The sequence below is a fragment of the Pelagicoccus enzymogenes genome, from assembly GCF_014803405.1.
In the GTDB taxonomy this organism is placed as follows: Bacteria; Verrucomicrobiota; Verrucomicrobiia; order Opitutales; family Opitutaceae; genus Pelagicoccus; species Pelagicoccus enzymogenes.
Map to the genome: position 1 here is coordinate 448938 of NZ_JACYFG010000036.1, position 20503 is coordinate 469440.

At 57.5% G+C, this 20503-nt stretch carries 13 protein-coding genes; 5 read left to right on the top strand and 8 right to left on the bottom strand.

Translation table 11 applies throughout. The annotated features are described in order from the left end of the window. Positions 1-8: 8 nt before the first annotated feature. The 7 genes from IEN85_RS14210 to IEN85_RS14240 form a co-directional block, all read right to left on the bottom strand. Entirely contained in the window at positions 9-1160 is a 1152-nt protein-coding gene (locus IEN85_RS14210; protein ID WP_191617748.1) for a hypothetical protein, read from the bottom strand. 118 nt (positions 1161-1278) lie between these two features. Further along, a complete protein-coding gene (locus IEN85_RS14215) occupies positions 1279-2253 on the bottom strand; it encodes a ThuA domain-containing protein (RefSeq protein ID WP_191617749.1) in 975 nt (324 codons plus the stop codon). 153 nt (positions 2254-2406) lie between these two features. Beyond that, entirely contained in the window at positions 2407-4077 is a 1671-nt protein-coding gene (locus IEN85_RS14220) for an arylsulfatase (RefSeq protein ID WP_191617750.1), read from the bottom strand. 128 nt (positions 4078-4205) lie between these two features. Beyond that, entirely contained in the window at positions 4206-5555 is a 1350-nt protein-coding gene (locus IEN85_RS14225; protein ID WP_191617751.1) for a sulfatase family protein, read from the bottom strand. 25 nt (positions 5556-5580) lie between these two features. Further along, on the bottom strand, positions 5581-6915 hold the full coding sequence (locus IEN85_RS14230) for a glycoside hydrolase family 27 protein (protein WP_191617752.1): 1335 nt from the start codon (positions 6913-6915) through the stop codon (positions 5581-5583). A gap of 506 nt (positions 6916-7421) precedes the next feature. Beyond that, a complete protein-coding gene (locus IEN85_RS14235) occupies positions 7422-8264 on the bottom strand; it encodes an IclR family transcriptional regulator (RefSeq protein ID WP_191617753.1) in 843 nt (280 codons plus the stop codon). A 109-nt stretch (positions 8265-8373) separates the two neighbouring features. Then, positions 8374-9960, bottom strand: coding sequence for a sodium:solute symporter family transporter (locus IEN85_RS14240; RefSeq protein WP_191617754.1), 1587 nt, complete (start codon positions 9958-9960; stop codon positions 8374-8376). Between the two features lie 190 nt (positions 9961-10150). On the opposite strand from IEN85_RS14240, the gene IEN85_RS14245 reads away from it, so the two are divergent. The 4 genes from IEN85_RS14245 to IEN85_RS14260 all read left to right on the top strand — a co-directional run bounded on the left by IEN85_RS14245 (position 10151) and on the right by IEN85_RS14260 (position 16726). After that, positions 10151-11503, top strand: coding sequence for an MFS transporter (locus IEN85_RS14245; protein WP_191617755.1), 1353 nt, complete (start codon positions 10151-10153; stop codon positions 11501-11503). Between the two features lie 240 nt (positions 11504-11743). Then, the gene (locus IEN85_RS14250; protein WP_318186624.1) at positions 11744-13270 is read left to right on the top strand and encodes a sulfatase-like hydrolase/transferase; all 1527 of its coding nucleotides are present in this window, start codon (positions 11744-11746) and stop codon (positions 13268-13270) included. A gap of 191 nt (positions 13271-13461) precedes the next feature. After that, positions 13462-14958: a sulfatase family protein gene (locus IEN85_RS14255; protein WP_191617757.1), complete on the top strand. Its 1497-nt coding sequence runs from the start codon at positions 13462-13464 to the stop codon at positions 14956-14958. Positions 14959-15052: 94 nt separating this feature from the next. After that, positions 15053-16726 carry a family 43 glycosylhydrolase gene (locus tag IEN85_RS14260; protein ID WP_191617758.1) on the top strand — a complete coding sequence of 558 codons (1674 nt, stop codon included), beginning with the start codon at positions 15053-15055 and terminating at the stop codon, positions 16724-16726. Between the two features lie 413 nt (positions 16727-17139). Here the strand turns inward: IEN85_RS14260 and melA are convergent, their stop codons facing one another. Beyond that, positions 17140-18627, bottom strand: a complete 1488-nt coding sequence (gene melA / locus IEN85_RS14265; protein ID WP_191617759.1) for an alpha-glucosidase/alpha-galactosidase — start codon at positions 18625-18627, stop codon at positions 17140-17142. A 304-nt stretch (positions 18628-18931) separates the two neighbouring features. Here melA and IEN85_RS14270 point away from each other — a divergent pair, with 304 nt between their 5' ends. After that, positions 18932-20467 carry a sulfatase gene (locus IEN85_RS14270; RefSeq protein WP_191617760.1) on the top strand — a complete coding sequence of 512 codons (1536 nt, stop codon included), beginning with the start codon at positions 18932-18934 and terminating at the stop codon, positions 20465-20467. The last annotated feature ends 36 nt before the right edge of the window (positions 20468-20503 follow it).

Here is a 20503-nt window from a genome sequence, read left to right on the forward strand (position 1 = left end):
GGCCTAGCTTATTGAAGGACCAGCCCAATCCAGCGGCCCCTCGCGAACGCAGTCCCGTCTCCCTCCGGAATCTTTCCGTTGGTGACAGCGTTCGATTCCACAGAAATGATGTCCTGCGGATTCAGGGTTACGTCGGGTATAGTAAAGGTCACTTCCCTATAATCTACGCTCGTTTCTGGGTTCTTAAAATTTCCGATGACTTTATCGTTAAGGAGTATCCGATACTCACTCTCTCCGTCTGTTTCCGCCAAGGTCACCAAGGTCAGGTCGAACTCACGGGCTCGCTTCTGCTCGAATACCTTGCTCGCTCTGGCGAAGCCTTTGCGGAACTCCTCCTTCGCAGCGTTGATGGCGAGAGCGCCCTTTTGATTGTGAACGTAATACGGCACCTCGGCTCCAGCATCGACCTGGAAATCCTCAGTCGCGTGCCAGATGTAACTATAGTTCTTTATATCCACAAAACGGGTACGCTCAGGCAACGAAGCTGGCTCGTAACGTGTCACCTCTGGCCCGGTTCCTTCTGGCTGAAAAGCTTCATCCATCGCCAGCACGATCTTGTCCAGCTCGATCCCGTCTTCGCGCATCGACAGCATCAAGGTATGTTGCCCTGCTTCCTCGATATCGATCCAAAGCGTCAATGGATCGCCGCAGTGGTTTTCCGGACGACGCTGGGCCGATGACCAAGTCCACTGCCCCTTGCCAGCGCAGAATTGCAGACGTCGGCTGCTCTCCTGCCAAATGCCGTCGAGTCCGAAATGGGCCCCATTGTCTTCGGGCCCCGTGCTGAAGGCGCGTCCCCAGATGTAGTACCGGCCTGGTTGCGAAACGTAGACCGGATAGGTCAACACACACATCTTGCCCGGCTCCGGACTGAAATTCTCTCCATGGATCAGCTTTTCGTCATGGTTGGTTCGTGTGTCTGGCAGGATCTCGATGTAAGCTCCCCCACTCGCCCCTTCGACATGCACATCGTCGGCGTCAGCGTAAGAGTGCGGAGGCGTGCGCGCGTCAAACTTGAACCAGCGCCGCACGTCCGCCTTGGTCTGCGAGGCGAAGTCCTCGGCTTCGATCGAGATAATTCCGTCCTGCTCAACATAGCCTTGAGAGAAGGACAAAGCAGGCGTTAACAAACAAAGGGATAGCAGCAAGGGGGTCTTCATAGTGATTGGATGAGTATAAAAAAGAGCGGCTCGCACCGGCGAACCACCCTTCCATACTAGACCGACTCGATCGAATCGCCCATGTTTTTTTACTCAATTAAAGAGTGATTTTGCGGCGCTAGGGTTTCCGCTCGAATGGCCGGAAGCGCGCTTCGGTCTCCGTCGGAAAATCTGCCGGCAAGGCCTGCGTCACCGCTCCTGTGGCCGCCCATTCCGAGCCGCGTTGCAAGGTAGCGATGAAGCCTGATCCTTGGAAGGCCAGAACGTCGTGCCCGAGTGTCATGTGAAAAACGCGGCCCTGCTTGTAATCGATAGTCATGAGCATGGGTTCGTGACGCCCCGTTCCGCGCGTTTCAGGATCCGAATACGCCGTAGCGAGCACTGTCATTTCTTCCGCTGGACCACGCAACTTACCGTAGCACTCGTCTTCCGTATGCAGCCAGCGCGCCGGCATTCCTTTGGTGATGGGATGGTCCGCGTCACGGATCTCGATGATGAATTCGCTTCTGTCTCCATGAGTGCCGGCGCGGCCTTTTTCCGTATCCACAATCTTCTCACCCGTCTCGCTGTAGTAGACATAAGGGCCATGCGTTTCGTCGCGACCTCCCCAGCCGCCCAGACCGATCATGCGGTTGTATTCCTCCCACTCGGGAAAGGAGTTATCCGCGGCATGTACTACGACCAGCCCACCGCCATTGGCGAGGAACGTCTCTAAAGCAGTCCGCGTTTCCTCCGGCCAAGCTGCCGCCTTCCAACCAAAATTGGAGATCACCAGATCGTACTGCGAAAAGTCCGGCTTGAATTCCGGATCCGGTTTCGGCTCTTCGAGCGACTCGGGCTCGACTCCATCCTGCAACGCGTACTCAGGCAAATACTGCTCGCCCCTCCAAAGGTACCGGGTGCGGTCGATGTCTACCGAAAAAAGCCCAGTCTCCTCAAGGTACTGTTTCATCATAACCGTCGACTTGGGCCAAACCCCATGATTGTTCTGGCCGTCCACGATCAACGCGCGCAAGGGCTCCGCCTTTTGCGATGCGCATCCAGCAAGAATGAAGGCAGCGAGTAGTGATAGGGTAGATACGAAGAATTTCATGGGTTTTAGCAATATAGACTTTGGAGTGAGGTCAGGATTTTCGGGAGAACGCTTGTCACGCGATAAGAGTGCAGGATCGGATCCCTGGAGTTCTAGTGGCAAGCACGCTCCCACAGCAAAGAGCCAGTATCAATTCCATTCGTCCTAACAATTCTACCAGTTCTTGTGTATCCTCACTACCTCCGCATCCGGATCGCGCCCACGTAATCCGTCCTCCTTGTACTCCTTGTGCTTCGCTTCCCAAATCGCCACCAAGCGGTCCAAGAGCTCTGGTCGCGCTTTCGCCAAGTCATTGGTTTCACCGCGATCCTCAGCGATGTGGTAGAGCTCCCAGATCTGGTCGTTGTTGCGACGCATGACCGCTTTCCAATCTCCCAAACGCAAGCCGCGGCTTCCAGAGTGGGAAAAGAAAAGCGCACGGTCCTCCCAATCGGGTTCGCTGGCAAAGCTCTCCACCAGACTGCGTCCGGGGAATTCTGGAGCGGCCATGCCATCCCAGTCGTCATCGGCGAACGCGTCCGCCAAATCCAAGGCAGTGGGAACGATGTCCACGATGTGGGTTGGCTCGGAGCGAATTTCTCCCGCCGCGCGAATGCCTGCAGGCCAATTGACGATCAAGGGCGACGCGATGCCGCCTTCGTGTGTCCAATGCTTGTGCAAGGACAAGGGTGAATTCGCCGCCGTCGACCAACCTGGCCCTAAGGCCAAGAAGCTTTCCGCCGTTCCGGGATTCGCGCCGAAAGCGGTCTCGTCTCCCCGAATCATCTGCTCCGCGGTCGCGCCGTTGTCCGAGAGAAAAATCACTATCGTATCGTCGCGTTCGCCCATAAGCTCCAATTGTTCCAGCACACGACCCAACTCCCTGTCCATACGGTCGACCATGGCAGCATGAGCCTCCATCTTGTCGGCTTGAAATCGCTTTTGCTCCGCGGTCAGCGAATCCCACGCTACCGCGCGGCCGATCTCGCCAGGGTGCAATTCTGTGCGTAGTCGTTCTTCCGATACAGACCAGCTCGCAGTGATCTCGGGCCGCCGCACCGCGGCCTTACCCTGGGTCAAGCCCAACTTCGTCGCTCGCTGGTGGCGGCGTTCCTGCAATACGTCCCAACCTTCGTCGTACTTGCCGTCGTAGCGAGCCATGTCTTCCGGAAGAGCATGCAGCGGAAAGTGCGGAGCCGTGAAAGCGAGGTACAACATGAACGGGTCTTCGGGATAATAATCCGAGTGCTCCTGCAAGAAAGAGATCGCACGATCCGCGATCTCTACCGTCGCGTAGTAGCCTTCCGAGAGATCCACAGCGGGAAGCTGCACGTCGTCTAGGCAGTGGCCCTTGGGGTTGAAGAATCGGTCGTGGTCAGCCAAGCGGTAGGATCGGTCAAAGCCGCTGTGCTCCTTTTGATTGGGGCCATGATGCAAGTGCCACTTTCCGCTCAGATAGTTTTGGTAGCCACGGGCTCCCAAGTAGTGAGGGAGAAGGCGTGTCCATTGCGGCCAATCATGCCCGTAAACCGGATCCATGGCCACTTGCTGGGCGTAGTAGCCGGTCATCAAGCTCGCCCGCGACGGCCAGCAACGCCCGTCGTTATAAAAGTTCGAGTAGCGCAGCCCTTCCGCCGCCAGCGAGTCCAGCACCGGCGTCTCGATCTCGCCTCCATAACAACCAAGGTCCGAGTAACCAAGGTCGTCAGCCAAAACGATCAGAATGTTTGGCCGCCTTACTTCGGCCTGGTCTTGGGCGCTACAGGAAAATCCAAGCAGCGAGAGTGATATCAGCAAGCTGACGCGTAGCCAACTCGTACCCTTTTTATTGATACGGTTCATCATAGGTATCGCTAAACAATACGTCTTTTGCACATTATTTCGTGGGAAGCGACCTCGCGTCGCGATCAACGTTTCCATCATCGTGGCGCAAGGCCACTTCCCACAAAGAGAGACTGCGGAACACTACCCAATCAGACCACCTCGGCCGCACTCACCTTGCGTTGCGTTTTACGGTCGCGAGTGGCGAGGCGAACTTCCGGTCGCTTCTCCCCTGCCCGCTCCATGGCAGCCAGCAATTTCACTCGGAGGATGCCCGCTACTTCGTCATGCGATTCGCAGTCGATCAAGTTCTGCAATTCGTAGGGGTCAGACTCCAAGTCGTAGAGAAAAGCTTCGTCGTAAGCGTCAGAGGACGATTGGGTCTGCCCGTCTCCTTGCTCGTCTACGATACCGTATTTCCAGCGACGGGTGCGAAGCGCCCGGCCAACCTGAGATTCCGATATCTGGATCAAGGCTTCGTTGGCCCAGTCCTTGGACTCGCCCCGCAAAATCGGCATTAGCGAGCGACCAGACATTTCCTTCGGCACGCCCAAACCGGCGGCGTCCACGAGCGTGGGCACGAGGTCTACAAGGCTCATCACTTCGCTGCGGCGGCCGCCCCCCTGGAAACCGGGTCCTGCAAAAGCAGTAGGCACGCGCACGCTGGCTTCGTGACAGGAACGCTTGTACTCTGCGTTACGCGTCTTGAAGTGGCAGCCGTGGTCGGAGGTGTACATGATGATCGTGTCATCGCTCATGTCCAAGCTGCGTAAGGCATCCTGGATACGGCCCAACGCTTCGTCGCAGCGCTTCACCATTCCGTAGTAGCCGCCCAAATGCTGACCGGAGCTGCCTCCTAAGGCTTGCAAGTCGGGCGGGGTCCAGCGGCCGGTGTACTTGTCGCGGTAACCGACCGGAGGCGGATAGTCGTCCAAGTGGTTTTGGTGGTGCGGCTCGAGGTAAGAAAGGAAGAGGAAAAACGGTTGCTCCCGCTTGTTCGCGTCGTCGATGTAACGGATGGCCGCATCGGTCATGGCGTCGACGCGGTAGCCGGGCAGCTTCACGCGCTGGTCGTCCTCATCGAAGAGCACGCAGTCATAGGAATCGGATACGAATTCCAGCAAGTTGGCCGCCAGCCAGCGATCGTAGCCGCCGCGCTCGTGCTTCGGCACTGCTCCATCCGTGGTGCCAAGGTGCCACTTGCCGATGTAGCTGGTCTCGTAGCCGCCTTCCTTGAAGTGCTGGGCGATGGTCTTGAGATTAGGATCCAAGGGGATTCCGTTTCTCCAGCTGCCGGTCTGGGTCGCGTAGAGTCCTGTCTGCAAGCAGGAACGCGCCGGGCCGCACACGGGTTGGCAGGTTATCGACGAGTCGATATGGGTGCCAGCCTGAGCCATGCGGTCGAAATTGGGAGTAATATCTAACGGACAACCATGCAAGCCGGAGGTGTCCCAGCGCTGCTGGTCCGTGAAGAATACGATTACGTTGGGGGTTTTGCTCATGTAACTATATTTGGGATACGAGTGGTTAATCTACTCCACCTTCAAATTCGATGAATACGCAGCCGTCCGCTTCGATTTCCAACTCGGGAGCGTCCCGCAGAGTGCCCAAAGAAACATTGTTCCAAATATCGTGCAAGCGAGTACGCGGGGAGAGGCCGAGGCCTGTATGCGTAAGCTTGATACGCTCCGAGCGCCCTGACTCTGGATTGCGATTGAATACGCCGAGCCATCCCGCTCCGCGCACGGTGCGATTCTCGGATTTCCAAACTTGGGCGTCGCCCGCCATGTAGATGTTCTTGCCGCAGATCGCGTTGCGGTTACAGGCCAGCATGCGAGGATGCGTGAGCAGCTCAATGTCTTCCTCGGAGAGCGTCGTCAGGTCGCTGCCGACGAACAAAGGCGAACAGGCCAAGGCGCGCTGCGTCATGAAGGTCCGGCGATGGGCCAAGCTCAGCCCGCATTTACGCTGCCAGCCTTTGCCGCAAAGCTCTGGATTATAGCCTTCCGGCAAATCGCCGTTCTTCGGCTCGGGGCTCATGGTCTGCAAATCGCCGAAGGGAATCATGTCCAAGTCGATCCAGAAGCCGGGTTCCGCAAACTTGCTCCAGTACGCCCAAGCGTTGAAGGACCGGCGGATCGACTCCTTGTCGTCCCAGATGTCTTTGGTGATACGCACTAGATCCGCTCTGCGGTAGGATGCGACCGACTCGGAAACGGCCTCCCCTCCATGGGAAAGGCTCAAAGTGATAGGACGCCCGGATCGCTCGATGGCGATCGATACAGCGTCCACTTCGTCCGCGTAGCCCGTGATATCGTCGTACTTTATGAAGTCCACGCCCCAGTCCGCCAGCATCTTAACGACGGAGTCGTAGTAGGCCTGAGCGCCCTCCTTCTTCATGTCGATGCCGTAGTTGTAATGGCACCACGAACATGTAGAGGAGGTGTTGGCGATATCCGCGGCCGTGACCTTGGTCCCCTTGACCGGCAGTTTCAGTTCGACCGCCTTGCGGGGCACTCCGCGCATCATGTGAATGCCGAACTTCAAGCCCTTCTCGTGAGTCGCGTCGATGAGCTGCTGCAGGCCGTTCGGGAAATAGCACTTCGACGGCAGCGGCAGGCCATTCTCGTCAAGACGAATGTCGGCGGCGTGCTTCTGCTTGGGAGACGGAAGGTTCGTACCCTCCTTGAATTCGTATTCCGCATACCAGCCAATATCGACCACGAAGGTATCGTAACCGTGCGGCACGAGCGTTTTTGCAAAAGCTTCCAGCTGGGCGAAAGCGGCTTCCTCGTGGAGGTAGCCACCAAAACTATCAAAGCTGTTCCAACCAGAGGGAGGAATCGGATGAAATTGACTCATAGGTAAACGGGGAGCGAAATTTGACCGCCTCTCCCTCGCAACGGCGGGGGGTCCTAGCAAGCGAGAGGCGAACTGCATAAACGCCACGCCATCCCTGCTTCCATCACGTGAACGCTTGGTTTTGGAATGACATTGCGTATTAACTTTCGATGCCGAAAGTACATTTACTTCGCAAGCTAGAAATGAAACTATATCGAAATTGCTAACCTTTTTGAAAGCGTTCGGTCACCGAGACCTATCGTTAAAGAACCGAAGACAGAAGCTGTGGCCTTCGACGCAAGGTATAGTACCATTACCATGAGAGCGATTCGCTGAGAGCAGACCCTGCAGACGTAGGGCTGGCGCTCGCGCCACGCCGCTGTGCCCCGTTTATTCCTTCTCCTCCATCGCGGCGTGCCGCAAGCGGCAGCCCTACGCACAAGTGCGCTTACCCTGCAAAAAAGAGACGCCCCCAATGGAGCGTCTCCTGAAAATTCCTGCCGCGAACCCGAGCGGCATGCTGCACCCTAGTCTTCCGACTCGGTCGGGTCGTTGTAGCGAACGACCTTGCGCAAGCGGGCGGCATCCATCTCCAGCTGCTTGGGAGTGATATTGTCCTTCAAGATCGCAGCCACGTCCTTGACGCCTTGGGCAACGAGCTCGCGCACCTTTTCCAAGTTTTCGTCGGATGGATTGTCATGCACCAGCACCCCGAGGGCGAAACGCGGCATGCTCTCCTCGTGCACGAACACGGGCATCACGAAGGAGCCGTAGGTGCGCTTGATCTCCTCGGACAGGCGGTACCCCTTCTCTCGTATGCTGTTCATGCTGGTGAGGAAGGCATCGAAATCCTTGATCTTGTACTCATCGTTCAAGTACAGGTTCCAACGGAAGAAAGCGTCCTCCTGGTAGTACTCCGGCGTGTAGGCGAGAAACAACTGCGAGAAGTCGTGGAACGGCACCAACGGCCACTCCTGCCCCGCCGGACGGTAGCGGCGCTCGCTCCCGATAGGAGAATAGGTGTTGAGAATCACCATGGTGCCAGGGGTCACCCAGCCAAAGAGCCCCGCCGAGTAGGAGGTGTTGCGGGCAAGGCTGCGAATGATCTCCGTCACCTTCGCGTCCTCTTCCGCCTTGATGGCGAAGGGATCGTTCGATGAGGCAACGCCAAAGAAGCTGTTGCTGGAGAGCCGGTACTGGTTGTCGACCTTTTCGATCTCGCCCAAGTTTATGAGCGTCTGCAGCAGGCGCATCTGCGAAGCGGGCGAAACGGGATCGAGCAAAACGGAAAGATCCTTAAAACGGGCGCTTCCGTGCTGAACAAGATAATGGAGGACCTTCAGGCCACGTCCTAATGCAATGTGAGACATAGGGTTATAGGGATGGGGCAGCCGCTCTGGCTGCGACGGACAATTCTAGGATCCTTCTAAAACGACCGTTCACTTCCAAAAAAGCAACTTTCAAAAACGAGAGGAGAGCTTAAAAAGCGAGATAAAGGCCTACGATGGCCACGATGTAAACCACCCACCAGAAGTGGAAGCGGCGATACCAAGGGCCAGCAGGCCCGAGGTCGACGGGCTTGGGCGGAGTTTGCAGGCAGGCCAACTTTTCCGGCGGAGGCGGCGCCGTGAGCAGGCTGACGCCCACCAAGATGGCCACCAGCAAGACAACGAGGAAGGGGTAGAGCTCGTAGAAGTGCAGGTTCGCGACCCAGTCAGGCAATAGCCAACGCAGGCTGGGAATAGTGCTGGAGGCCACGTAGTAAATATTGAGCACCAGACCGACGGCCAAGGTTGCGACCGCCCCTGCCCCGTTCACTCGCTTGACGAATCGGCCGACCAGATAACAAACGCCTGTCGGCAAGATCATGTAGCCCGCTATCTTGAGAATCATGTTGTAGATCCCCTCCGGAAACTCCGCGAAGAAGGGAGCCGCCAAGATGCCCCAAATCAAGGTGCCGCCCGCGAACAGCTTGCCCACCATGATGGCCTCCCGCTCGCTGGCTTGCTTGCGGAAAACGGGCCAAACGTCCAGGGCAACCACCGCCGACATGGCATTGATCCCAGAGTCCTGGCTCGACATCAGAGCCGCCAGCATTCCTGCCAGGACCAAGCCGGAAATGCCCACCGGCAGGAACTCGCGGATCATCGTAGCGTAGAGGCTATCGGGAGCGACCTCCGGAAAGAGCTGGGCTCCGATGATTCCCGGCAGGGTGAAAAGGAAGATGCCGAGGATCTTCAAAAAGCCGCCGAGCAACAAACCGGATTGGGCGGCGTTCACGTCCTTGGCGCCCAAAGCGCGTTGCAGAATCTGGATACTGCAAAAGGCGAAGAAGGCAGAGTGCAGCATCTGCCCCGGAATCACCGCCGTCCAGGGAAAGTAAGGATCGTCGCTGGGACGCAGCAGCTCGAACTGGTCCGCCCCCGCCGCTTCGTAGAGCCCGCTGAACCCGCCAATCTTGTAAAGGCCCACCCCAAAAACCGCTAGCCCACCGACCACCATTATCAAGACCTGCACGAAGTCGGTCACCACCACCGCCTTCAGCCCCCCGAATACCGAGTAGGACCCCACCGTCAAAACGATCAGCAGGGACACGATGCGAATATTCTCCGGATTCACCGGGAACTGGAACAGCTCCAAGATCGCGATCGAGCCAGTGTACATGGCTAGAGGCATGGAGAACACGAACTGGCAGGCGAAGAGCCCGCCGAAGAGCAGCTTGGAGGCGGAATTGAAGCGGAGCTCCAGGAACTGCGGAATCGTGTAGATGTTGCTGCGAATGAACAGCGGGATGAAAATCAAAGCCGACACCGTCAGCATCAAGCCGCCCAGCAGCTCCGGATTGATCTGGGCCAGACCCGCCTTCCCCGCCAGACCGGTTCCACCCACGAAAGGTCCGATCGAGATGTTGGTCGCGAAAAGCGAAAACCCGATCAACACCCAGCCGAAAGACTTGCCGCCCAAGAAGTAGGACGCCTTGTCCTTGCCCGAATTGCGACCGACCCAAAGGCCAAACAAGGTCACGATGACGAGGTAGACGACAACGACAGTCAGATCGATATACATAGAGGGAGGGGGAACAAAAAGGGGCTGAGAGAACGAACTTAACGTTTGGTTCAATTTTCGATCTAAGGCTTGACCAGCAAGCGTCAAGCTTCAACTTATGGAAGCCCAACCCCGTTTTAACCTACGTTTTTGAAAGCCTTTTTTATTTTTAAGCGTAGAATCAATAGTTTACTCCCCCCCAAAACCACCCGTGCCTGACAGTTCCAGCAACTCGCCTTCTCTCTACAGTCGCGCCACACTGCCGCTTTTCCTGGCGTTTTCTTCGCTCTGGACCGGCCTCGTGCTGACGGAGTTCGTATCGAACGCGGTCTTGCCGCTGACCATTGGCCGCTTCACCGAAGACGCCTTCATCATCGGCTTGCTGGTGGCTATCAACCCTGCTTTCGGCTTCGTGGCCAATCCCATCATCGGTATCATTGGCGACCGCATTTGGACCCCTGTCGGACGCCGCGCCTTCTTCCTCATCGTCGGGGCTCCTATCGTGGCATTCTGCCTTCTCTTGGTACCCAATACGCCAGAAGTCATCGCTTGGTGCGCCGAGCTTTTCGGCTCAGACGCGGCCCGAGCCTTGGAGCTTTCGACCAGCGCCACCTACAACCTCATTCTCCTCATTTCCCTGATCGTGGTGTATCAACTTGTTCAGGACATCCTCTGGGGTTCCGACCACCCGCTGCTCGCCGACCTCGTTCCTCCGGATATGCGTACCCGCATGGTCGGCAGCATGAACACCTTCGCCCAGATCGCCGGCTTCTTCTTCATGCGCTACGCGCTCGATGGCGGTCCGAACTTCTTCGGCGAAAAGCTCCCCTACTATATCGCTGCCGCCGCCCAAGTCATCATGGTCGCCGCAGTCGCCGTCTACATCGGTCGCTTGGAAAAACCGCCCGTTAAGACGAATCGCCCAAAACTCACCATCAAACGCTATTTCTCGGACGCCTTCGCCGACAAGACCCTCCGCCGCTACCTCATCATGGTACTCACCGGAGCCTTCGCCCTCAATTGCGTGCAGGGATTCTCCTCCATGTTCGCCGTGAAGACGCTGCTCATGGAACGAGCCGACTACGGCAAAGCATGGAGCTACTTCTCCCTCGTTTCCCTCGCCAGCGCTTTCGCCATCGGTTGGGCCGTCGAGCGCTTCTGTCCAAAGCCAGTCGCCCTCGCCATCGGCTACGCCGTCATGACAGTGGGCTGCATCGTTGGCTTTTTCACCGATGGTCCGCTCACCCTCTCCATAACAGCGGTCGTATTCGCCTTCGGAGCCGTCACCTTCCAAGTCACCTACAAGGCCTTCTACACCGAGTTCCTTCCCCGCGACATTATTGGTCAGCTCAGCGGCGTGCTCAATATCTGCTACGCCCTCGGCCGTATGTCCGCTCTGGTCATGGGAGGTGCCATCATCAGCCTGCTCGGCAACGACTACCGCTACATCTGGCCCATCTCCGCCGTTTTCGCCGTCATCAGCCTCTTTCTCGTCCTCGGCATCCCCGACCCCCGTTACAACGAACGCAAGAAACAAGCCGCTGCAGCCGCCACCGGAAGCTAACCCCAAGGTAGCGGTCATGTGCGGTTCCGCAGTGTCGTTTCACTCGGTAGTCCCCTATACGTAACCATTATCCAACATCCTAATCACTAGATCCCAAAAAATACCTGTGATCTGTGGTCAAAAAAAGATAACAGGCCCCACCTAACGATGTCTCGTATCCAAAATTTAATTTCACTTTTCACTCTTCACTCATCACTCTTCGTTTGTTCTCTCTTCGGAGGAACCGGAGAGAGACCACCTGTGTTGAGCCCGTCGAAGCCAAACTTCCTCATGATCGCGGTGGACGACCTCAACCACTACAACGCAATCCTCGCCGACCAGCCGGGCAACTTCCTGCGTAAGATCTATCCGGATACGGAGCAACGAGCAAAAGTCATCGACCGTATCGCTCCCAACATCGCCCGCCTCGCCGACCAAAGCACCACCTTCAGCTACGCCTTTTCCCCGCAACCCCTCTGCGGTCCATGCCGCACCGCTGCCCTCACTGGCTTGCCGCCTCATATCTCTGGATACACCGAGCATAGCCGCCACTTCCGCCATTTCGCTGCCTTCGACGGCATCGTAACCCTCCCCCAATACCTTCGCCAAAACGGCTACCAGACCATCGGCCTCGGCAAGATCTTCCACAAACCCAGCGTCGAAACCAAAAACGGCGAGACCCACGACTGGCCCGACATGGCCTACTCCTGGGACACCTGGATCGAGCGCCGCATGGGCATGGGTGGTCCCAACCGCGCCAAGTGCAGCATCTCCCCCTACAGTCCAGAAAACGGATACTTCACCTTCGGATCTAGCAACACCCCAACCGAGCGCAGCTGGGACTTTCTCAACGCACAGTTCGCGACCGAACTCTATCTCGCCGGACGAGCCGAAATCACCGACCTGCACGGCGCCGAACACCACGTCAGCCTTCCAGACGACGCCCCCTTCCTTCTCGCAGTAGGCCTCTTCGCTCCCCACATGCCCTGGGACGCCCCTCCTGAATTCTACGATCGCTTCCCCACCCAAGAAATGACAGGCATCGACGCTTCCCTTGTCGATTGGGTCGACCAAGACATCGCCGACATTCCCGAGTCGGTCCGCAAGCTCTTCATTAACGAGGACTTCGACCTCACTTTAGCGGCGGGCGCACGCAACGGAGATTCCATCGAAGGTTGGCGTCGGGCCGTGCAAGCCTACCTCGCCGCCACCGCCTACGCCGACCACTGCCTTGGACAGCTTATCGATGCCGTCGAAACAAGTAGTCGAAAAAACAATACAGTTGTCATGCTCTTTGGCGACCACGGCTGGCAGCTCGGCGACAAGCGCCGCTACCGCAAGCACGCCCTATGGGAAGGAGCCAACCACACCACCCTCATCATGCGCGACCCACGCCGTCCCGCCTCTATCCAGGGGGCCGAATGCGACCGTATGGTCAGCCTGCAATACCTTTACCCCACTCTCGCCAGCCTCGCCGGTCTTCCCATTCCCGAACACGTGCACGGCTACGACATGACCCCGCTGCTCGAAAACCCAAACGCGGAATTCCCCGAAGACGTGCTGATGACCAACACTGAAGGTAACCTCACCCTACGCACCCAAGGCTGGCGCTACACCCGCTACCGCGACGGCTCCCAAGAACTCTACGACATGCTAGCCGACCCCTACGAATACACCAACCTCGTATCCGACCCCCAATACAAAAAGCAGCTCCAAAAGCTCGACCAACAGCTCAACCAAGTAGCCGCCCGTAACGCCAGCTACTACCGCAACGAACTCTCCCCGTAGGAAGCGGCCTTGCGCCGCGATAACAATGCAGGATCCTGGGAGCGTGCTTGTCACGCGATAACACTGCAGGAGCCCCCTTCATTCCCAAAGTCCTCCCCTAATCGCCCGACACAACCGAATCGACCCTCACCCAATGGTTTCGACCAACGCCGAAAACAAGCCCACATCACCTGTGAAAATCTGCGTTATCTGTGGTTAAAAAATCCCAACCCAACATCCTTTTCGCTCTTGCCGACGACGCCTCCTACCCGTTCGCGTCTGCCTACGGTTGCGATTGGATGAAAACGCCTGCCTTCGACGCCGTAGCCCGCTCCGGACTCCTTTTCCACAAGGCCTACACCCCTAACGCCAAATGCGCTCCCTCGCGCGCCGCCATTCTCACCGGACGCAACTCTTGGCAACTCGAAGCGGCCGCCAACCACTGGTGCAACTTCCCAGCCAAGTTCAAATCCGTCACCGATACCCTATCTGAAAGTGGATACCACGTCGGCTACACCGGCAAAGGTTGGGCCCCCGGGGAAGCCCTCAAGGAAGACGCCTCCCCACGCGACGTCATCTGCCCCGCTTACCAAAGTAAAACCCTCGCTCCGCCCACCTCTTGCATCTCCCCCTGTGACTACGCTGCAAACTTCGAGGACTTCCTCGACGACCGCGATCCCGGGCAACCTTTCTTCTTCTGGTACGGCGGCAACGAACCACATCGCCCCTACGAATACCAATCCGGCAGCAACATCGGGAACAAGCGTATCGAAGACATCGATACCGTTCCGCCTTTCTGGCCGGACGACGAACGTGTCCGCCACGACATGGTCGACCACGCCTTCGCCCTAGAGTACTTCGATAGCCACCTCGCCAAGATGCTAGCCAAGCTCGAGCAAATCGGTGAGCTGGAGAATACCATCGTCGTCGTCACCGCCGACAACGGCATGCCCTTTCCCCGCATTAAAGGGCAAGCCTACGACTTTTCCAATCGCCTCCCGCTCGCCATCAGCTGGCCTCAAGGCATCGCCAATCCCGCTCGCGAAGTAGAAAGCTATCTCAGCTTCATCGACTTCGCTCCCACCTTCCTCGACTACGCCGGCATCGCCCCGGAAACCACTGGCATGCACAGCCTCACCGGTAGATCCCTGCGCCCCGTTTTCGAAAACGCGCCCTCTCATCAACAGCGCGACTTCGTGCTCATCGGCAAAGAGCGACACGACATCGGCCGCCCCAACGATGTCGGCTATCCCATTCGCGGCATCGTGCGCGACGACTTTCTCTACGTCATCAACTTCGAGCCTGACCGCTGGCCTGCCGGAAATCCAGAAACCGGATACCCAAACTGCGATACCAGCCCCACCAAGACTGTCATCCTAGAGGGCCGCAACACCAAGGAACGCCACCGCTACTGGGAGCTCTCTTTCGGCAAACGAGCGGGCGAGGAACTCTACCACCTTCCCAGCGACCGCAACTGTTTGCACAATCTCGCCAGCGATTCGGACCACAAATCATTGAAAAGCCAGCTGCGTGCTAAACTGTTGGATACGCTCCGTGCAGAAGAAGACCCACGTATCATCGCCGATGGAAGCGTATTCGATCACTACCCATACGCCGACCCACGCTACCAAAACTTCTACGAACGCTTTACCGCCGGCGACGCCAAAACGCCTCCCTGGGTATCCAAATCCGACATCCAAAAGAGCTAGCGGTCCTACTACAAATGGCCACTCCACAAGCTCATCTATCTGTGCCCATCCATGCAATCTTTGGTTAAAAACAATGCTACCTAATCACTCTCGAATGAGATCCCCCCTACTACTCGTAATCGTTTCGCTTTTCGTTCAATTAGCCACTGCCGAGGCCTTGAAGCTGGAAGACATTCGCGTGCGCGACTCTTTCATCGTAGCCGACGAGGACACTGGCCTTTACTACCTCTACGCTCAAAAAGCGAACCGCCTCACCCGAAAGGACGAGAGCAACCAAGGCGTGGAAGCCTACGTCAGCAAGGACCTCGTCAACTGGTCCCAACCATACAGCGTGCTGACGCTTCCCGACGATTTTTGGGGGCGCCAAATGATCTGGGCCCCCGAGGTTCACAAGTATCAAGGAAACTACTACTTGTTCGTTACCTTCACCAGTCACGACACGCTGCGTCCCGCCGAGCCAGGCGGTCCTCCCCAGTGGAAACGCGGCACTCAAATTCTCCGCTCGGAAAACGGACCGCTTGGCCCCTTCGAACCCATTTCCGCGGACTCCCAAACGCCCCCCGAGCAAATGTGCCTCGACGGTTCCCTTTGGGTCGAAGACGGCACGCCCTACTTAATCTATTGCCACGAATGGGCCGAAACCGAAGACGGCACCATCGACTACGCGCCTCTGACCGATGACCTGAGCGAACTCGCCGGCGAGCCAAAGACCCTTTTCACAGCCAAGTCCGTGCCTTGGGCAAAAAGCATGAAAGAGCTCGGCCACAAGTACCACGGCTACGTCACCGACGGAAACTTCATCTACCGCACCAAGGCTGGCGAACTCATCATGATTTGGTCCACCTTTGGTCCGGAAGGCTACGCTCTCATCCAAGCCCGCTCCGACACCGGCAAGCTTGCTGGCCCCTGGACCCAAATCGAGAAACCGCTATTCGCTAAAGACGGCGGCCACGGCATGATTTTCAAAACCTTCGAAGGCCAATTGGTCATCGCCCTTCACCAACCAAACGGAGGTCAACAAGAGCGAGCCCGCCTCTTCAAGCTCGATGACCAAGGCGATCGCCTCGCCCTCGCCGGCAGCTTCAAACCAAGCGTCACCGCAGGCGATATTCCCGACGGATGGTACGTCGCCATCGGCGACCAAGGACGCGTCGAACAGCAAGAAATCTTCTCCCACCAAGACGGCGTCATCCACGTCTACCCCACCCAAGCTCACAATTCCGAACAACCCTACGCCGGTCTTGTCACGGAAAACGAATACAGCCGCTACCGGCTATCTCTCGAGTACAAGTGGGGAGAAAAGAAATTCATCCCCCGCCACGACTTCGTACGCGACGCTGGCATCTGCTTCCACCTCCACGGCGAGGTCAAAATGTGGCCCGACTCCGTCGAATGCCAGATCCAAGAAGGCGACACCGGCGATCTCTGGGTCATTGGGTCCCAAGCCACCTCCACCGTGCAAAACGTCATTCGCAACTATTCTCCCAAAGGCACCGAGGTCACCCGAGGCGGCCTCAAGCCCCGCTTCGCTCGCTTTCACCGCAGCTACTGCTGGGAAGTTCACGGCTGGAACGAAGTGGTCCTCGAAGTCAACGGCGACCACGCCAAATTCTTCGTCAACGGATCCCTCGTCAACGAAGCCAAGGATATGAAGCGCTTCGACGAAACGAAGCAAGAATGGGTTCCCCTCACCAGCGGCCCCATCCTCCTGCAAGCCGAGGGAGCAGAACTCTACTACCGCAACATCACCATCGAGGAGCTCAACTAAGACCTTCCTGAAATCAGCCTACAGACCAACCCACTTTTCTTAGTGCACACCCCATAAGAACGACCTGGGCCTTTGGTATTGGGCCCGAGTTGTTCGGTATACAAGGAGAGGCGCCTTCCGCAAGGAAGGCGTCTTTTTTCCAGCACTGGAGGGACCGGTTCCACCCGGTCCGCTTTTCAGATGCCCTCCAAAAAAAGGTTCATCAGCAAAGCCAGTGGAAACCTAGCTGACGATGTATTCAATCCGGCTGTGGGAAGCGGCCTTGTGCCGCGATTGGGCAGAATCGATCGTGCCGCAAGGGCACTTCCCACTTTCCCGCAACTTACGCCTACAAAAAAGCAGGGCGCCACCCTAAGACGCCCTGCTAAACCTAGACAAACTACCTAACGGAAAAGTTTACCCTATGAAAGTGCTCAACCCTTGTCGTGCTTGGACGCGAGGGCGCGGATGGAGTCCTTATCCTCCGCAAGCTCCTCTACCGAGCGCGTCTTCAAACGAGCCGCCCCCTTGTACCCTTCCTTGGTCGGAATGAGCGTATCCGTTCTGCTGAGACGCTCCTTGGCGCCCGCAATCGCGCTCCTGTACTGCGGCAGCCATTGTTCGAGGGCTACGATCATCTCGTCCGTCATCTGCCACGCTTCCGGTGGAGTGCAAACCGCGCCCACCAAGGGGTCGAGTAGCATCGCTTGGCGCAGCAAGTCGTAGTCACCATTCACCGCAGCCAAAACTCCGAGACGCTGCACGTTTACGCTTTGCTCGCAAATCGCTGCGCAACCGAGCGGCAAGTCCCCCACCGTCGGCATGGAGATACCGTTTCGGTCCACGTATCCCGGAGCCTCGATGATCGCATCGTCGGCGAGATTGGAAATGACGCCGTTGTTCGGCACGTTGAAGTGACCGCGGTAGACCCGCCCCGTCTCGAGGCCTTCGATAATGTAAGAACCGTGCTCAATGCCGCGACGCTCTGGACCGTAGTTAGCTGGCGGCTCTGACATCCAATGCGGGAAATCCGTCTGGAACCAGCTACGGCCTTCCGTGCAAACGCGCAGGTAACCACCCGATTCGCCGTGTATCCACTTATCGAGAGAGATCCAGTCGTTCAGCTGGTCCGCCCGCTTGCGGTACCAGGGAAGGTACTCGCTAAGGTGTCCGTTCGACTCGGTAGAGAAATAGCCAAAGCGCTTCAGCACATCAATACGCACTTTTTCCTCTTGAGAAATCGTGGGATGCTTTTCCAGGGCCGACAAAAGCTCGCCACGGATGTCCTGCCCCTTGTGCTTGATTTCCAAATACCAAGTCTGGTGGTTGATGCCCGCGCAAATGATATCAATTTCCTCCTGCGGCAGGGCGAGAGCTTCTGCCATCAGCTTGTGACCGTTCTGCACGCCGTGGCAAAGGCCTATCGTCTGCACGCCACCATAGGTGTTGGCCGCCCAGGTCATCATGGCCATCGGGTTGGCGTAATTGAAGATCATCGCGCCCGGCTCCCCTACCTCCAGCAAGTCCTGGCAAATATCGAGCATCACCGGGATGCCGCGTTGCGCGTAAAGCAAGCCGCCGGCGCAGAGCGTATCGCCCACGCATTGGTCGACGCCGTACTTCATCGGTATGTCGACGTCGTGCTGGAAGGCGTCCAAGCCGCCCACCCGGACGACCGTCAACACGTAGCGGGCATTTTTGAGAGCCTCGCGGCGATCCAGCGTGCTTTGGATTTTGATGTCCAGCCCGTTGTGGTCGATGTCCCGCTGACACAGCTGCGTGACCATGTCCAAATTCTCCGGGTTGATGTCCGTAAACGCGATCTCGATGTCGCGAAACTCGGGCACGCCCAAGAGGTCCTGCACTAGCTTGCGAGTGAAACCGATGCTGCCGGCTCCAATGAATACTACCTTGAATGACATAATACGATGCCCCCGAACAGGCGGAGGGATGTGGAGTTAGTTGAAAGATGGGGGGTGAAGAATGAGGCACGACATGGCGCAGTAGTAGAAGCGCGATGCCTTAACAACGTAAGCATTCCTTTTTATGACTACTATTTTTGCAAGTCTTTTTGTTTTTTATTTCAATTTGGTAGCATTTTTCTCGCAAGGGACGGAATTTCCCGACCTATTGGAAAGCGTATTCGTCTCCCCCATTGAGCGTTCCTCACGGCAAACCATTGCCACTATCCCCCAGCAAACTACTAATTGAAAGGAACTTAGTTCTATGCCGCACCGTAGTGCTCTCCTAGCTGCAAGCAGACGCAGCCTACTTACTTTCATTTTCTTAAGCTGCTGGGCAGTCATCGCAATTGCTGCGGAAAACCGCCCCAATGTCCTCCTCATTCTCGTGGACGACCTCAAGCCCGCGATCGGAGCCTACTCCGACCCCGTCGCGGTAACTCCCAACCTCGACCGCCTCGCCGCGCGCGGAATCAGCTTTGACCTCGCCTACTGCAACCAGGCCGTCTGCGCTCCTTCCCGCAACAACCTCATGCTCGGAGCTCGTTCCAGCTCTACCGGCCTCTACACCCTTGGCCTGAATTTCCGCCAAGCCTACCCTGACGCCCTCACCCTGCCGCAGTATTTCGGCCAACACGGCTATCGCACCGCCGCAGTCGGCAAAGTCTACCACGTAGGCCACGGCAACACCGACGACGCTGCTTCCTGGACAGAGCCCTACCACTTCGAACCCGTCGTCGACTACGTGCTCGAGGAGAGCACCGGAGGGCAGCTCACGCGCGAGGAGGCCTACTTCACCAACGCCAAAACCGGAGCGCCCAACCGCGAACTCCCTCGCGGAGCCGCTTGGGAAAAGGCCGACGTCGATGACAGCGCCTATTCCGACGGACGCATCGCCGACATCGGCATCGAACGATTGAACGCCTATTCCCAAGGCGACCAGCCCTTCTTTCTCGCCCTCGGCTTCACCAAGCCGCACATGCCCTTCAACGCGCCTTCAAAATATTGGGATCTCTACGATCGGGAGAAGATTCCGCTCGCCGCATACCGAGAACGCCCGGTGGGCGCTCCCAGCTACGCTCACAAGCGCTACGGCGAACTCGCCCAATATACCCCTGTCCCGGAAAACGATCCCTCCCCGCTGGATGAAGAGCTTCAACGGTCCTTGATTCATGGATACTACGCCGCGACGAGCTACATGGACGCCCAAGTCGGTCGCGTCATCGACGAGCTAGATCGGCTTGGCCTCTCAGAAAACACTATCGTCGCGCTTTGGTCAGACCACGGATTTCACTTAGGCGACCATGGCTCATGGACCAAGCACTCCAACTACGAGCAAGCGAACCGCATCCCCCTCTACTTCATTGCTCCCGGCGTCACCACCCCCGGAACGCGCACCAAGGCGCTGGCCGAGACCGTCGACGTTTTCCCTACCCTCGCCGAGCTGGCGAACCTTCCGCCGCCCGCCGCCGTCGTTCCCCAACCCTTCGACGGCCACAGCCTCGTCCCCACGCTGCGCGACCCTTCCCAGCCAAGCAAACCCTACGCCTACCACTCCTACCCCCGTGGCCCCAAAGACAAGCCCTTAATCGGCCGCGCCCTGCGTACCGCACGCTACCGCATCGTCGAATGGAAGGAGCCCGGAGCTCCCAGCGACACCGCTGAGTATGAACTTTACGACTACGAACTCGATCCCCTCGAAACCAAGAACATCGCCAACCAACGCCCCGAGCTCATGACCGAACTAAAGGCCTACCTCGCCGCTCTTCCCGAAGCCAAAGCCCAACGCCCCAAAAAGTAGGAGCGACCTTGGTCGCGAATCCGCCCGTTCCATTTA